This window comes from Vibrio eleionomae, from assembly GCF_009874545.1.
Taxonomy (GTDB): domain Bacteria; phylum Pseudomonadota; class Gammaproteobacteria; order Enterobacterales; family Vibrionaceae; genus Vibrio; species Vibrio nitrifigilis.
Window position 1 is genome coordinate 1 of record NZ_WEKT01000022.1, and the last position, 14,943, is coordinate 14,943.

The window sequence follows — 14,943 nt, forward strand, 5'->3', positions numbered from 1 at the left end:
GTTATAAAACGCATCATCACAATCAATTTATATTTCAACTTCATAAAGCATCACTTAGCTTCCAATAAGAAAAAATTAAGACCATTAAATTGGAAAATGAAATTGCCATTTAGTCGCATTTCAATTTTTTATTTTCTGTAACCTTGTATTCATTTGCTTATTCATCTCATGGCTCCCCCCATGATGGGTGACGTTGCTGCGTTTTCTAGAACGGGAGTTTATCTCATGTCCCCTAAAGAAGGACAGGCACTTTAATTGAACTCTTTTTGTTGAAGTGCGTCTCAACTTTTTATAGTGAGAATGTTCAATTGGGGTCAGCATCATCAAGATACAAATACTGTTTATCCATACATGATTTATTATGACTATTGCTCGCAAACAACAAATAGATCTGACGATCACGCCCTACTACCATTGTGTCTCGCGTTGCGTTCGTCGCTCTTTTCTCTGTGGTAAAGATCCCGTTACAAATCAAAGTTATGAGCACCGTCGTCACTGGATTGAGCAACGTATTCATCAATTAGCACATATTTACTGCATCGATATTTGTTCATATTCCGTTATGAGTAATCACTATCATCTAGTCGTGCACATAAATAAAGAAAAGGCCGAAAAGCTATCAGATCTAGAGGTTGTTGAACGTTGGTCCGCAGAGCACAAGATTGATCCATTAATCACTCAGTTCAAACATGGTTTACCCATGGATAAACATGCTCTTAGGGCTTGTATGAAAGTTGTCGAGCTTTGGCGAGAGAGATTATCTTCTCTAAGTTGGATGATGAAAGAATTAAATATGTCCATAGCATTGATGGCAAACCGAGAAGATAAATGCACCGGACATTTTTGGGAAGGTCGATTTAGATCTCATGCGCTCTTAGATGAAACCGCTTTACTCGCAGCAATGGCATATGTGGATTTAAACCCTGTCCGAGCTGGCATAGAAGTAACACCAGAGCAATCAAAGTACACATCTATAAAACTGCGTGTAACGTCGCTAAAAGAGCAAGTACAGACACCTACCGCCTTATGCCCTTTTAAAACATCGCAAAAAGGGAGAGCTAACTCATGCTATTCCATATAACTTACGAGATTACCTTGAGTTAGTTAATTGGATTGCTAAATACCAGACAAAAACAGACTCAGTCACATTAGATAGCAATCTGCCTGATATCTTTTCCCGACTCGATGCCCAAGTGATGGATTTTTTAAACACATCAACTCAGCTTGAGCAAAAAGGCTATTTGTGTATCGGCAGCCAAGAGAAACTATCAAATGCCAAACGATCCATGAATAAAAAGCGCCTACTAGGGCTCGCCGTATAACTCACCTTGCCATCAAAATAGTTTTCTTACTATTTGCTCGGATATTGAGGGCGTACCAGAACAAATTCCGTGGCTTCACTAATACCAAAGTAACTCGTTGGACCACCAGCGCGAGTCACAGGTTGAGCTTTAATCGTTTGGAATACACCATCTTCAATAAAATCAGAATTGATATGAACACCGATAACCTCTCCTAAGACTAACCAATATGGAATCGCTTGTTGCTCAGCATTATTGAGCTGGATGAGCTGAGTCAACTTGCATTCAAATGAAACTGGAGATTCTTCTACTCGAGGGACATTGACCAATTTTGATTCAACTGGAGTCAACCCACTGAATTCAAACTCAGACATTTCTGAAGGAATAGCCGCGCAGCTTTGATTCATTTTTTCCGCCAAATCACGCGTTGTCATATTCCAACAAAACTCGCCTGTTTGTTTAATATTTTCTACCGAATCTTTCCAACCAGCCGAAGAGAACCCAATGATGGGTGGTGTATCGCTAAATGCATTAAAAAAACTGTATGGCGCTAGGTTATCAATACCTTGAGATGAACGAGTAGAAATCCAACCAATCGGGCGCGGTGCAATGATTGATTTGAATGGGTCATGCGCTAAGCCATGGCCCTGTTGTGGTTCATAATAATAGTTAGATGATGGCATAACCGTTCTCCTACGTCGCAATAGTTCAATGTATTTCATAGCGTTTCAACTAATGCAGCAAAAATATCGATAACTCGACTCAAGTTCCCTTTCACTGCTTAGTGATAACAGGATAACAACGAAACAAAAAAGGCAGCAACTTTATCCGTATACTGCCTTTTCTATTTTTAGAACACCTTAAAGTGTCTGTCCCTTTAATGTTTTATGATTTCAACCAACATAAAGGTGCCTGTCCTTAATAAAAAGGAGGTTTATGCGCCGATAAGGGGCAATTTGGCTAACATATTTTTCATTGCGATCGCATCCCAAGGTAGGTGTTCAGCCACGCCAATACCGACGACTTGAGCTTCTTGGCTCACGGCTTGGAGCGCGCTGATCACTTGAGCAATGGTCAATTTACCCGTTGCGATACCTTCGAATGCATCCGGTTCTGCATCAGGCTGAGCGAACAATAGTGCTTTGAATGTCGCAGGATCGATAACGTCTAAATCGAGGTGAATCGCAAGATGTTTAGCCCCCGTTGATTTAAACCAATCAATGACTGCTTGATTACCTTTTTGGGCATATTCCTCTGGAGAAATATTTTTCAAACCAAGACGATCCATTTCACCAGCTTCCCACTCAGTCGGTTCATTTACGCCAAGGTAGCAGACGTTACTGCTTTTGATAGGTTGCTTAACGACTTCAGTAAAGCCTTCATCCCCATTACCGAGTAATTGGCCTAAGACATGTGCGTGTGCATGTTCGAACTGTTCTTTACTCATGATATCTGGGTGAGCGTCTACCCAAAGAACGGCCAATTCACCATCATAGCGTTCGTTCAAATACGCAAATGGGGCAAGATCGACCAAGCAGTCACCGCCGATAATCACAATGCTATCTGGTTGGTGTTTTTCAATTTTAGCGCGTGCATCATGAAGTTGTTCAAGTAACACAGAGCGGCCGACAATACCTTGCTCAATTTGCAGCGCTTCGGAAGTTGGTTCACGAACAGCAATTTCTTCAACTGGGCCATTCGGTGTTGGTGCTAACCAGTTTAATAATTGAGCACCAAAATAGTACGGAGGATTATCACCACCTTGCCATTGAGGAAAAACCAAACGTAATGGTTTTTTTTGTGCTGTATCAGCCATAAAACTTCACTCCTCAATGTTCAGCATCTACTGAACATCCATATTATTAGTTGATTAACGGTTTTAATCCGGAAACCATTATGAGAGCGAGCTATCTATATCCGTTAGTCTGAAACAGACAATCTCTTTGCTTATCGCGCCATGGGTTTAACGTCGCTGTTCAACCAGCTGTTTTGCCGTCACTCCATAGGTTTCTTTAAATAAGCGACTAAAATGAGTCATATTGGAAAAACCATAGCTAAAGGCCGTTTCTGTAATGGTTGAATAACGAGCATTCATTAATGCTTTATAACAGGCGTTAAGTCGTTGTTGCCATAACCAACGCATTGCCGTGGTTCCCTCTTTAGCAAACAAGCGATTCAGCGTACGCGAGGACATGTTATTGTCGTTGGCTATCGTTTCAAGAGAGAGCGAAGCATCGTCCATATTATCAAGAAGATATTTTTGCACTTTATAGAGCTTTTGGTTTGCTCTCTGAGATAACACGGGCTCATTAATGGCTTCGTAGGCTGAATCAAGCATTGTTAGCATCGATGAAATCATCTTATCGCCGATGCCCGTCTCTTGTTCACTCACTTGACAGATGCTATCCATCAACGACACTGACACATTGCCCAATGGCGATTGACGACTCAGCACTTGGTTAATCACCCGATCCGGCTGACTGATATGAGACAAAAAAAGAGTTCGAGGAATCGACATTACAATTTGATCGTCCCCAGTTGGGAAATGGCAGGAGAACGGTAGCGCACTATCGTACACCAAAATATCCCCCGCTCCTTGCTCAAGCGTCTGGCCATTTTGGTTCAAAATTGCGTGCTCGCAAAAAGAAAGAGTAACAAGAATGTTGTCGTTTTCATCAGGTTTGTAATCACAGTATTCTATCGGTGTCGATTTAATACGAGTAATCAGAGAACCACCAAATCGCTTGATTTCTAACGATCCATCAAAGCCATCACTGCTTAAGCGTCGATTATAAGTCGGCGTATAATAGGTTGAATTAATTAAACCTTGCCAATAATCAAAGCGTTCTGAATCAACGATATCATGTGTGGAAAAACGCTTAACCATACACTTCGATCCTCCCAATAGTCGATGTAGCAAATCAATCTAGCCCGTTAATCGTTGCTCCAGTATATACGTTCCAAGAACTAAAGGTACAGTAGTGATAAAGCCCACCTCTCCCTCCGGTGGAGAACAGATATAAAAAATGCCCCAGTAACACTGGAGCATTGAATCAAGCAAAATACGCGTGAGCCACACTTTAAAACGCGATGACTGCGCCATCCGTTCTGGCTTCTGTGCCACCAACAAGAACTGCACTACCAGGGTCTCGTAAAATGGCTTGCCCACGACCGAACCCACCACTATCCGGACTTACTGTCACTTCATGGCCTCGTTCCAACAGCCCATGAATGATATGGGATGGCATTGCCTGTTCCACTTCAACATGATTGCCCTTCATCCACTGCCAGCGAGGGGCATCTAATGCAGATTGAGGATTCAATTTAAAATCAATCAGGTTCATCGCGACTTGCAAATGCCCCTGAGGCTGCATAAAGCCGCCCATGACACCAAATGGACCAATCGCTTGCCCTTGATAGCTAATAAAACCCGGAATGATCGTGTGATAAGTGCGTTTTTTAGGTGCTAAAAAGTTGGCGTGTGATGGATCGAAAGAGAAAGTATGACCACGATTTTGCAATCCGATTCCAGTGCCAGGAACCACAATACCTGAGCCAAAGCCCATGTAGTTACTTTGAATGAAGGAGACCATGTTGCCTTCATTATCGGCTGTTGCCAAATACACCGTACCACTTGATTTAGGGTCGCCATGGCAGTGAGTTTGCGCTTGTTCCGTAATCAATTGGGCACGCTGCTGCGAATATGCGTCACTCAATAGATCTTGCGGATCCACTTGCATCGCATTGATATCGGTAATGTAATGGAGACCATCCGCGAACGCGAGTTTTGTTGCTTCAATCTGCTTGTGCATCATGTCTGCATCATTATGCTTTTGTGCATTAAACTGTTTGAGAATATTTAATCCCATTAAGGCAATCATACCTTGGCCATTAGGTGGAATTTCCCAAATATCATAACCACGGTAATTGGCTTTGACCGGCTCAACCCACTCTACTTTGTGCTCCTGTAAATCCTGTTCACAGATGAACCCGCCTTCCGCTTTGCTTGCCTTCGCAATGGCTTTTGCTATCTCACCGCGATAGAAATCTTCCCCATTGCTTTCACCAATAGCCCGCAATGTATTGGCATGGCCTTGTGAGCGCCAAATCTCACCCAGTTTAGGAGCTCGCCCTTCTGGCGCAAACGTATTAAGCCACTGTTGATAAACGTCGCCGTTTTCTTCATTTCTCAATTGGCTAAATTTTACAAATGCTTTATGCCAATATTTCGCAAGTGTCGGACTTACTGGGTAGCCCTTCTCGGCATATTCAATCGCTGGGGTTAAACACTCAAGCAAAGTTAACTTTCCCCAACGCTCATTTAATGCGACCCAAGCAGAGGGCGTTCCTGGCACAGTCACTGGAGTCCAACCGTAAGTTGGCATTTCCGTTAAGCCTTGCTCCTTTAGTACATCAACATTTATTGATGCTGGAGATAAACCACTGGCATTCAAGCCGTGTAATTTATCTTTGATCCAAACCAACGCATACGCATCCCCACCGATGCCATTCGCTGTGGGCTCGACCACGGTTAATGCCGCAGCAGTGGCAATGGCCGCATCAATTGCATTACCGCCATTTTGCAACATCCGAATCCCAGCTTGGGCTGCAAGTGGCTGCGATGTCGCTACCATGCCATTGGTGCCGTATATCGCATTGCGTTGCGATGCATAAGGGTAATCTGTTGAGTGAATTTTCATAAATAATCCTTTTTACTACTTTGGATCGAGCGCATCACGCAATGCGTCACCAAATAAATTGAATGCCAGTACAACGACAAAGATTGCCATTCCCGGCCAAATAGCCATCCATGGAGCTTGAGTAAGAAAACCCTTTGCAGCATTTAACATACTGCCCCAGCTAGCCGCTGGCGGCTGCTGACCTAATCCAAGAAACGATAGGCTCGACTCTGCAATAATGGCGCTTGCCAAAGACAAAGTGACCTGAATAAAGAGTGGTGCGAGTATGTTAGGCAAAATGTATTTCACTAAGATACCTAAGTGAGACGTGCCCACAGAGAAAGCGGCTTCTACATATTCCAAGTATTTGACCGTCATGACTTGGCCGCGAGTTAAACGGATAAATAACGGCACGTTCGCAATACCGATCGCCAACATAGCATTAGTTAAACTAGCGCCTAACGCTGCTGCTAATGCGATAGCCAGAATTAACGATGGCATCGCCATGATGGCTTCGGTGCAGCGAGAAATTACGCTGTCGACTTTACCGCCACAATAACCGGCAATCATACCCAGTGGCACACCAATAATTAACGCAATAAAGACCGAGAAAAATCCAGCCATTAACGAAGCTCTGGCACCAAAGAGTAAGCGACTATAAATATCACGCCCTATCTCATCAGTGCCTAACCAATAGGTTGCCGATGGGGCTTGGCGAACCGCCATCCAGTTGGTTTTCGTTGGCTCAAAATGCGCAAGCCATGGCGCACAAATCGCCATCACCACAAAGGCCACAATCACAATGAGCCCTATCCAGCCCACGGGGTTCGCACGAAACTTCATCCATGAACGATTGGTAGCCAGTTTTGACCAAAATGTTGGGGTTGGTCTGGTTGTCACTACAGCCGTAGTCATTAGTGAACCTCCCGAATTCGTAACTTAGGATCTAATAAGTAATACGCCGCATCGGCCAAAATATTACTTAAGATAAACATGAGAGCGGAAAACATCACCACACCTTGGACGACAGGGAAATCGCGGTTGTAGACCGAATCAACAATCAATTTACCCAAGCCAGGAATGGTAAATACCTGTTCGGTGAGCACTGCGCCGCCCAAAAGTTCACCAAACTGAATCGTTGCGAGTGTCACAACCGGAATTAGTGCGTTACGTAATGCATGCTTTAAGTAAATCGTTTTACGCTTTACGCCTTTTGCTCGTGCAGTACGAATATAATCAGCTGAAAGCACTTCTAACATCGCCCCTCTCGAATGGCGAAAGAGCGTTGCCGCTAACGCGGTTCCTAACACAAAGGCTGGCATGACCATGGTTTCAAGGTTCTGTGACAAGCTCTCAAGCGGACTCACATAACCAGAAGCGGGTAATAATCCCCAACTGACTGACACCAAAAGAATCATCATAAACCCTAGCCAGAAGTTAGGGATGGACTGTCCCGCTAACGCAAAAATACTCGCACCAATATCCCATTTGGAATTGCGTTTGACCGCCGCAATGACACTCATCGGAATACTGATAACCAGAGCAAACGCCATGGCCAAAAGGCTCAGTTCAATGGTGACAGGCAATTTGGACAACAATAAATCAACCACGGGCTGGCTGGTTTTCATTGAAGTGCCCAAATCCCCAGTCAGTGCGTTACTGATCCAGTAAAAATACTGAGTAATGAAAGGTTCATTCAGATGATACATATCGCGTATGTATGCGAGAGCTTCAGGACTGCGGTCTTCACCAGCCAAAATCAGTGCAGGATCCCCCGGAATTAATTTTTGTAGACCAAAAATAAACAACGAAATCAGCAACAAGGTTGGAATTGCGGTATAGAGGCGCTTGAGTATGAACGAAAGCATAGACATTCCTTGTCTAAGAGGAAAGGAAGTACCTTTCCTCTTAATTTCAAACTAAAACTTACAGATTGAGGTTATTGCACATCACGTAAACGTGGCATGCCATCACCGAATGGAGCAAAGTGTTTAATATCTGACGATACCGCCCACTGCCATTTTGGATGGTATAGGTATAACCAAGGGCGTAACTCAGCAACACGTTTCATTGCTTTGGCATAGTCCGCTTTGCGTTTTTCGACATCTTGTTCCGTGCGAGCAGCATCCAATAATCCCTGAACTTCTTTGTCGTGGAACCCATTTTCATTCAATGGCGCACCTTCGCCGTAAAACGAGTAAATGTTGCCATCTGGATCAACTCGTCCACTCCAGCCTAAAATGTAAGCTTCATAATCGCCTTTGTTCTCAACTTGCAAAGACGTTGCAAACTCCATGGTTTTAAGTTTGACGTTAATGCCCGCTTCTCCAGCCATCGCTTGAATGACCTGACCAATTTGCGTAGCTTCTGAGGTGTTAGCGATCATTAATTCAATGCTCACGCCTTTGTCATAACCCGCTTGTTTAAGCAGTGCTTTGGCCTTAGCCACATCACGGGTCGGCACAGGTAATCCATCCGCATGATAGTCACTTTCGGTACTCACCCATTGGTTATCAACAATATATTGGTTAGCAAACACCACTTGATTAATGACATTACGATCAATGGCATATTCAAACGCTTCACGAACCAGCGGATTTTTAACCGCCATATCTTTATCTTTGTTGACACCGTATCCAAGGTTAAAAATAATGCCGTTGTAACCGATACTGGTTGCTTCAACTAATTTCAGTTTGCTGTTGCTTTTTACTTTGGCAATATCTGTTGGCGCAATACGTTCCGCGATGTCTAACTGTCCAGATTCGAGGTTGGCTAAACGAATAGTAGAATCGGGTAATGGACGAAATGTCACTTTGTCGAAGTGGTAATGTGATGCATCCCAGTAGCCGTCAAATTTGTCTAAGACAATACGGTCTTGAGCAACGCGAGATTCAAATTTATAAGGCCCAGTTCCCACCGGATGTTGAGCAAAATTTTTACCCTCTTTTTTCACAGCTGTTGGTGAAACCATCATACCAGCACGATCGGCTAGTGCTGCAAGCAATGGGATAAACGGTTTTTTCAGATTGATTTTGACCGTGTATTCATCCACCACTTCCACATTTTTAACCACACTCAATTCGCCTTTACGACGTGAGCCTTTCAGGTTCATAGATCGATCAATGTTGAATTTAACCGCTTCGGCATTAAATGGCGTGCCATCCTGAAATTTTACGTTTTGACGCAGTTTCATCACTAGTGCTTTGTTGTGATCCACCCAGCCCCAACTGGTCGCGAGCATTGGAATAATGTTGAGTTGCTGGTCGATATCAACCAACTTATCAAATAGAGAGGTATACACTTCACGGCCCACCATGGTGCTGCTGGTATCTGGGTCAAGCGCATCGGGATCAGAGTTAATACCTATAGTCAGATCCTTTGCGTAGGCACTACTTAGTGGAGCCATCACTGCTAAGAGCAATAGGCTCAAGTTCTTCATTTTCATGCTATATCCTTATATCGATGAGTTGATGTGACTTGCTTACAATTCGGCCGCAAGTTTGGCTTCGGAAAATTGCCGATAAATTTTCTGTCTTAGTTGATAATCATGAGATTCATGTTCTTCGAGCTTCACTGGGATAAACTCCGGTACCTGCTGATATTGAAAACAGGCGACATGATGGTCTGCATTGATCTCGATATCACAACGCGGATGCTCCTGCTCACAGCGAATACCAGTAAATTTGCAGCGAGAACGGAAATAACACCCTTGAGGAAGATTCTTTGGATTAGGCAGTTCACCTTCTAAGGTTTTTAGCTGCTTAAACCCAGGCACAGGATGAGGAATCGATGATAACAACGCTTGCGTATAAGGATGCTTCGGACGATTAAACACCTGTTCTGTTGTACCAATTTCTACGATTTGTCCCAAATACATCACAATGACACGATCGGCCATATGTTCAATGACGGATAAATCGTGCGAAATCAAAATCATAGTGAGACCAAACTTGGCCTTCAGCTCATTCATTAAATTAATGACCTGAGCTTGAACAGACACATCCAATGCTGAAACAGGCTCATCCCCCACAATTAACGTTGGCTTGGTGGCTAAGGCGCGTGCAATTGCGATCCGCTGGCGCTGACCTCCACTGAATTCTTGCGGATAACTATTGGCGTGAAACGTTGATAATCCGACCAATTCGAGCAAATCAAATACCGCTTGCTCTAATGCTTTACCATGCAATGATTGATGTAACTTAAGTGGCTCAGACAGCGTTTTGTACACCGTCATACGCGGGTTTAATGACGCAAACGGGTCTTGGAAAATCATTTGCAGCTCTTTGCGCAAACTCCGCATCTCTTTGCTTTTAAGTGCCAGCAGGCTTTCACCTTTATACAGAACATCGCCAGCACTTGGTTCATGTAACCTGAGTAGCATTCGCCCCAGCGTCGATTTACCACACCCAGATTCACCGACAATCGCTAAGGTTTCCCCTTCATACACGTCGAAACTCACGCCATTCACTGCATGAACAGTCGTACCATCAGAACTAGGAAAGTGTTTCTCTAACTTTTTGGCCGTTAAAATAGATTTAGCAGGCATGAGTTGCCTCCAATGAGCGAGCGTGTTCATCTTCAACAGAAAAATGGCTTTCTAGTGGGGTAAACCAACAGTGGCTTTGATGACCATTTTGATGATCATGCTGGGGTGGCTTTTTCTGGCACTGCTCGTTAGCAAACGGGCAACGCGTATTGAACCGACAACCTTGCGGCATGTTCGTGACAGGAGGTACCATGCCAGATATCGTTTCCAACTCGGCTTTCTTTTCACCAATACGAGGAATGGAATTGAGTAAACCGATAAGATAAGGATGCTGCGGATCGCGAAAAACCTCTTCTACCGGGCCACTTTCGACCACATGGCCGCCATACATCACGACAACATCATCGGCCACTTCGGCCACAACGCCTAAGTCATGCGTAATAAAGAGAATCGACGCATCATGCTCTTGCTGCAACTCTTTGACGAGTTTAAGAATTTGCGCTTGAACGGTCACATCTAGTGCGGTGGTAGGCTCATCGGCAATCAACAATTTAGGGTCATTAATGAGTGCCATCGCGATCATAACGCGTTGACGCATCCCCCCCGATAACTGAAACGGGTATTCATCCAGACGTCCAGCTCCAGAAATTTGTACTTTTTCTAGCGTACTGAGCACCTTTGCTTCGATCTCTTGCTCAGAAAGTTCGGCATGATGAGTGCGAACCGCTTCGGATAATTGCTCACCGATCGTATGAACAGGGTTAAGGGATGTCATTGGTTCTTGAAACACCATCGCAATTTGATTGCCACGTAATGTTTCCATCTGCTCATCACTGTATTCCAGCAGGTTTTGCTGCTGAAACATAATTCGGCCTTGTGCCGACAACCCTTTATTTTTGGCTTTCACTAAAGGATGTTGTAGCCCCATGATCGTCAGTGATGTCACGCTTTTACCGCATCCACTTTCACCAACGAGGCACGTCACCTTCCCTTTTCGTAAGGAAAAGCTCACTCCATCTAAAATATGTGCCTGTCCCTGATGTGTTTGCACACTCAAGTACAGGTCTTGAACATCAAGTAGCGGCTCCTGATCCATGTCGCCTCCTGTAACAATTCCATTGTTATGTGTTAACAAAACAAAAATATCGATATTTTTTAAAATGGTCAACATTTAAATTAATATGTATAAAATTATATTTTTGCGATACTATCCGCTACTTACAATAAGAAAAAGCTATAGGTGACCGATAATGAGTGAGGAAAATACAACACTAACTACCTCAGAAATGATCTATCAAGCCCTCAAAAAAGACATCATTAATGGGATATATCCCAGCGGGGAAAAAATTAAGCTTGAGTCGATCAAAGAACGTTATAACGTGAGCTATAGCCCTTTGCGTGAAGCCTTATCACGCTTAGCAGAAAGCCAATTATTGATTAACTCAGGCCAGCGAGGATTTCGTGTTCCTGAAATGTCTCAAGCTGACTTTGAAGACATCACAAACACGCGAATTAAACTCGAATGCATGGCGTTAGAGATGGCAATTGAGAAAGGTGATTTAAAGTGGGAAAGTGAGATCGTTGCTGCTTATCATTTGCTCTCACAACAAGAAAAAAGAGTCCATGAACAAGGCGATATTTCACCACAAAGCCGCGATGATCTGGATAAAGCCCATGAAGATTTTCATCAAGCCCTGCTCTCTGGTTCGCAATCTAACTGGTTGTTATTTTTTGTGAAAAGCCTTAATGCACAATTTGACCGATATCGCCGCTACAGTGCGACCTTTCAATTTAGTGCCAATACCAGCGTAGAGTATCACCGCCGTCTAAAAGAACTGGTTATCGAACGTAACAAAGAAGAAGCAATGACCGTATTGGCAGAACATATTCGTCATTCCGCCAAAGCGATTGTCGCTTAACCATCATCATGAAAAGAACGTTTAAGGAAAAACACTGACAATGAAAAACTGGATCGATCTGTTCCTCGCCTTTTTCCGGATTGGCATATTCGGATTTGGTGGAGGCCCTACTATGATTCCATTAGTACACGCCGAAGTCGTGAATCGCTATAAGTGGATGGACGACGATGAATTTTCGAACGTGCTGGCAATTGGTAACACCTTACCCGGCCCAATCGCGACTAAAATGGCCGGCTACATCGGTTATAAGGTGGGTGGATATGTGGGCATGTTATTGGCGGTGATCGCCATTATGGTTCCTCTCGTGATTGTGATGATTGCTGGCCTATCATTACTGAATCAATACCGCGATAAACCTTGGGTGGCAGGCATGGCTCATGGCGTCGTCCCTGTTGTAACGTGGATGCTAACCAAACTGACCTGGGATTTTTTCAAAAAAGGCTACAAAGCGATCGGTATCGCTACCTGCATTATGTGTGTAGTAGCCTTTGTCCTCATTGATTTACTTCATATCCACCCAGGACTCGTGATTGCAGCCATCCTATTGGCGGCATTATGCAAACCATCCCCGAGATTAAAACCTTCAGAAACGGAATCATAACCCATGCTTTATCTTGATATTTTTCTCGCCTTTTTTATTCCCAATATTGTGGGTTATGGCGGCGGACCGGCGATAATTCCACTCATTGAAGATCAAGTGGTGGGCCATTATCACTGGATGACAACCGGACAATTTTCTGAAGTGTTAGCATTGGGCAATGCCCTACCAAGCCCAATAGCGACGAAGATGTCTGGTTACATCGGCTACCAAATTGCCGGTGCTCCGGGCGCTGCCATCGCGCTGATTGCAACGGTCGCCCCAACGTTGATCATTATGATTGTCGCTCTCAGTGTCCTGTACAAATTTCGTAATTCACCCAAAGTGAAAGCCATGAGCCAATGGGTACTGCCAGTTGTCACGGTTCTGATGGCCGCCCTTACCTATAAACTGTTTGCCCAAGCCTTCACTGAATTTCCGATCCACTTTGTGATTCTATTTGTTGCATCAGCATTTGCGCTTAACCGCTTTAAAATACACCCAACATTGGTTATTGCTTTTAGCCTAGCCTATGGCGCTATCTTGATGTAACGATAAAAGCCGCAATGTAGCAATGGATTGCGGCTATTTACCTATCTCCTTATTTAACGCCAAATTAAGCCCGCCACTAACCTCTCACATTTTCAATAAAAGCAGGTATGTAGCAACAAGCAATATTTCCGGAATATTGGGCAATCTCCTGTTTGGGTTGACTCTTATAATTGCATTCTCATTGGCACAATCAGCTTCACTCTCGTCACTGCTCGATAAGGATGCCCTTTTGAACAATCAAACAACCCCTTTTTCTTTTATCAGTGCTGCATTGTCGTTAATGGCAACGTACTTTACGGCAGCCACTGCTATTCCGTTATATGGTGTGTATCAAACCGAAGACCACATTAGTTACTTAGGTTTATCCCTTAGTTCTGTGGTGTATTTTCTAGGGGCAGTGATTGCGCTGGTATTACTTGGACGTTTGTCCAATTTTTTAGGGAGAAAAGTTGTATCGATCACCGCACTGCTACTCGCTGCTTTATCGCTTCTTTTCTTCATTAACTTACATTCAACTTACCAACTTATTGGCGGTCGTTTACTACAAGGGCTATCTTGTGGCCTAGCAACAACTGCATTAGCAGCATGGGTCGCCGACCATGCTAAATCAGTACCTAGCTGGGTTGCACCAGCGGTAATCAGTTGTGGGCCAATGACTGGGCTCACCTTCGGTGGATTAGGATCGGGGGTGATATTTGATGCTGGTGTCCTCCCACGTCAATTACCTTTTCTTATCGCGTTTATCATTCTAGTCGTGTGTTTATTAATGAGCATTCGAGCCCAAGAAACAATACACAAACGGCCAGGTGCGATTTCCTCTCTTAAACCAAACTTTAGATTACCCCAAACAGCACGACAGGCATTTCCTATTGCAGCGTGTACCTTTATTTGCACTTGGGCGCTTGGCGGTTTCTTTCAAGCTTTCGGTCCTGCTATGGCGCGAGAGCAACTGCATTCCAATAGCGCAATTGCCGCTGCATGTGTGTTTGCAGCTATCATGGCACCCAGCTCAATTGGGGCCTCTATTGCCAGTAAGATGTCTGCCTCTAAAGCGCAACGGTATGGCATGTTGCTATTTACGCTTTGCGTTATTGCCATTTTGTTTTCACTACACCAAGGGTCGTTACTACCATTTTTAATTGCCAGTGTGCTGGCAGGTATTACACAAGGGTTAGTCTTATCTGGCAGTATCCAGACCATGATTCAAGGATTATTAGCGGAAGAACGGGCAAATGTACTCTCGGTAATTTACACCACTTCATACATAGGTGCTGCTGTTCCTACTTACATCGCGGGACGCTTCTCGCAACACTATCATTTATTACAAGTAGCATGTGGATATGGGGTTCTTGCTTTATTTGGTTCAATCACCGTACTGATCACATGGTACCGTACCAAAAAACCAAAGACGCAAGTAATGACCTAATAT

At 44.0% G+C, this 14,943-nt stretch carries 14 protein-coding genes; 5 read left to right on the top strand and 9 right to left on the bottom strand.

Translation table 11 applies throughout. The annotated features are described in order from the left end of the window. The first annotated feature begins 361 nt into the window (after positions 1 to 361). Positions 362 to 1,081 (top strand): transposase, encoded by a 720-nt coding sequence (locus F9817_RS12595; RefSeq protein WP_237476243.1) that lies wholly within the window; start codon positions 362 to 364, stop codon positions 1,079 to 1,081. 270 nt (positions 1,082 to 1,351) lie between these two features. Here F9817_RS12595 and F9817_RS12600 read toward each other — a convergent pair whose 3' ends face one another. The 9 genes from F9817_RS12600 to F9817_RS12640 all read right to left on the bottom strand — a co-directional run bounded on the left by F9817_RS12600 (position 1,352) and on the right by F9817_RS12640 (position 11,562). Next, positions 1,352 to 1,984 carry a flavin reductase family protein gene (locus tag F9817_RS12600; protein ID WP_161156048.1) on the bottom strand — a complete coding sequence of 211 codons (633 nt, stop codon included), beginning with the start codon at positions 1,982 to 1,984 and terminating at the stop codon, positions 1,352 to 1,354. Between the two features lie 251 nt (positions 1,985 to 2,235). Further along, a complete protein-coding gene (locus F9817_RS12605; protein ID WP_161156050.1) occupies positions 2,236 to 3,117 on the bottom strand; it encodes an arginase family protein in 882 nt (293 codons plus the stop codon). Between the two features lie 147 nt (positions 3,118 to 3,264). After that, a complete protein-coding gene (locus F9817_RS12610; RefSeq protein ID WP_161156052.1) occupies positions 3,265 to 4,188 on the bottom strand; it encodes a helix-turn-helix domain-containing protein in 924 nt (307 codons plus the stop codon). Between the two features lie 193 nt (positions 4,189 to 4,381). Beyond that, positions 4,382 to 6,001 carry a gamma-glutamyltransferase family protein gene (locus tag F9817_RS12615; RefSeq protein WP_161156054.1) on the bottom strand — a complete coding sequence of 540 codons (1,620 nt, stop codon included), beginning with the start codon at positions 5,999 to 6,001 and terminating at the stop codon, positions 4,382 to 4,384. Between the two features lie 15 nt (positions 6,002 to 6,016). Further along, positions 6,017 to 6,895 carry an ABC transporter permease gene (locus F9817_RS12620; protein ID WP_161156056.1) on the bottom strand — a complete coding sequence of 293 codons (879 nt, stop codon included), beginning with the start codon at positions 6,893 to 6,895 and terminating at the stop codon, positions 6,017 to 6,019. Further along, on the bottom strand, positions 6,895 to 7,848 hold the full coding sequence (locus tag F9817_RS12625; protein WP_161156058.1) for an ABC transporter permease: 954 nt from the start codon (positions 7,846 to 7,848) through the stop codon (positions 6,895 to 6,897). Before F9817_RS12625 ends, F9817_RS12620 begins: the two co-directional genes overlap by 1 nt. 71 nt (positions 7,849 to 7,919) lie before the next feature. Further along, positions 7,920 to 9,425, bottom strand: coding sequence for an ABC transporter substrate-binding protein (locus tag F9817_RS12630; protein WP_202436448.1), 1,506 nt, complete (start codon positions 9,423 to 9,425; stop codon positions 7,920 to 7,922). 36 nt (positions 9,426 to 9,461) lie between these two features. Then, the gene (locus F9817_RS12635) at positions 9,462 to 10,526 is read right to left on the bottom strand and encodes an ABC transporter ATP-binding protein (RefSeq protein WP_161156060.1); all 1,065 of its coding nucleotides are present in this window, start codon (positions 10,524 to 10,526) and stop codon (positions 9,462 to 9,464) included. Then, complete coding sequence (locus tag F9817_RS12640; RefSeq protein ID WP_161156062.1) at positions 10,516 to 11,562, bottom strand: ABC transporter ATP-binding protein; 1,047 nt, start codon at positions 11,560 to 11,562, stop codon at positions 10,516 to 10,518. The genes F9817_RS12635 and F9817_RS12640 overlap by 11 nt, the downstream gene beginning before the upstream one ends. A 154-nt stretch (positions 11,563 to 11,716) precedes the next feature. Here F9817_RS12640 and F9817_RS12645 point away from each other — a divergent pair, with 154 nt between their 5' ends. The 4 genes from F9817_RS12645 to F9817_RS12660 all read left to right on the top strand — a co-directional run bounded on the left by F9817_RS12645 (position 11,717) and on the right by F9817_RS12660 (position 14,940). Continuing rightward, a complete protein-coding gene (locus F9817_RS12645) occupies positions 11,717 to 12,385 on the top strand; it encodes a GntR family transcriptional regulator (RefSeq protein WP_161156064.1) in 669 nt (222 codons plus the stop codon). 40 nt (positions 12,386 to 12,425) lie between these two features. Further along, a complete protein-coding gene (locus F9817_RS12650) occupies positions 12,426 to 12,986 on the top strand; it encodes a chromate transporter (protein ID WP_161156066.1) in 561 nt (186 codons plus the stop codon). A gap of 3 nt (positions 12,987 to 12,989) precedes the next feature. Beyond that, positions 12,990 to 13,514, top strand: a complete 525-nt coding sequence (locus tag F9817_RS12655) for a chromate transporter (protein WP_161156068.1) — start codon at positions 12,990 to 12,992, stop codon at positions 13,512 to 13,514. A gap of 229 nt (positions 13,515 to 13,743) precedes the next feature. Next, positions 13,744 to 14,940: an MFS transporter gene (locus F9817_RS12660; protein ID WP_237476244.1), complete on the top strand. Its 1,197-nt coding sequence runs from the start codon at positions 13,744 to 13,746 to the stop codon at positions 14,938 to 14,940. Positions 14,941 to 14,943 lie beyond the last annotated feature (3 nt).

Bases quoted from the DNA above. Each gene is read 5' to 3' on its own strand.
- F9817_RS12595 (WP_237476243.1), top strand. From the start codon at position 362: ATGACTATTGCTCGCAAACAACAAATAGATCTGACGATCACGCCCTAC.
- F9817_RS12600 (WP_161156048.1), bottom strand. From the start codon at position 1,984: ATGCCATCATCTAACTATTATTATGAACCACAACAGGGCCATGGCTTA.
- F9817_RS12605 (WP_161156050.1), bottom strand. From the start codon at position 3,117: ATGGCTGATACAGCACAAAAAAAACCATTACGTTTGGTTTTTCCTCAA.
- F9817_RS12610 (WP_161156052.1), bottom strand. From the start codon at position 4,188: ATGGTTAAGCGTTTTTCCACACATGATATCGTTGATTCAGAACGCTTT.
- F9817_RS12615 (WP_161156054.1), bottom strand. From the start codon at position 6,001: ATGAAAATTCACTCAACAGATTACCCTTATGCATCGCAACGCAATGCG.
- F9817_RS12620 (WP_161156056.1), bottom strand. From the start codon at position 6,895: ATGACTACGGCTGTAGTGACAACCAGACCAACCCCAACATTTTGGTCA.
- F9817_RS12625 (WP_161156058.1), bottom strand. From the start codon at position 7,848: ATGCTTTCGTTCATACTCAAGCGCCTCTATACCGCAATTCCAACCTTG.
- F9817_RS12630 (WP_202436448.1), bottom strand. From the start codon at position 9,425: ATGAAAATGAAGAACTTGAGCCTATTGCTCTTAGCAGTGATGGCTCCA.
- F9817_RS12635 (WP_161156060.1), bottom strand. From the start codon at position 10,526: ATGCCTGCTAAATCTATTTTAACGGCCAAAAAGTTAGAGAAACACTTT.
- F9817_RS12640 (WP_161156062.1), bottom strand. From the start codon at position 11,562: ATGGATCAGGAGCCGCTACTTGATGTTCAAGACCTGTACTTGAGTGTG.
- F9817_RS12645 (WP_161156064.1), top strand. From the start codon at position 11,717: ATGAGTGAGGAAAATACAACACTAACTACCTCAGAAATGATCTATCAA.
- F9817_RS12650 (WP_161156066.1), top strand. From the start codon at position 12,426: ATGAAAAACTGGATCGATCTGTTCCTCGCCTTTTTCCGGATTGGCATA.
- F9817_RS12655 (WP_161156068.1), top strand. From the start codon at position 12,990: ATGCTTTATCTTGATATTTTTCTCGCCTTTTTTATTCCCAATATTGTG.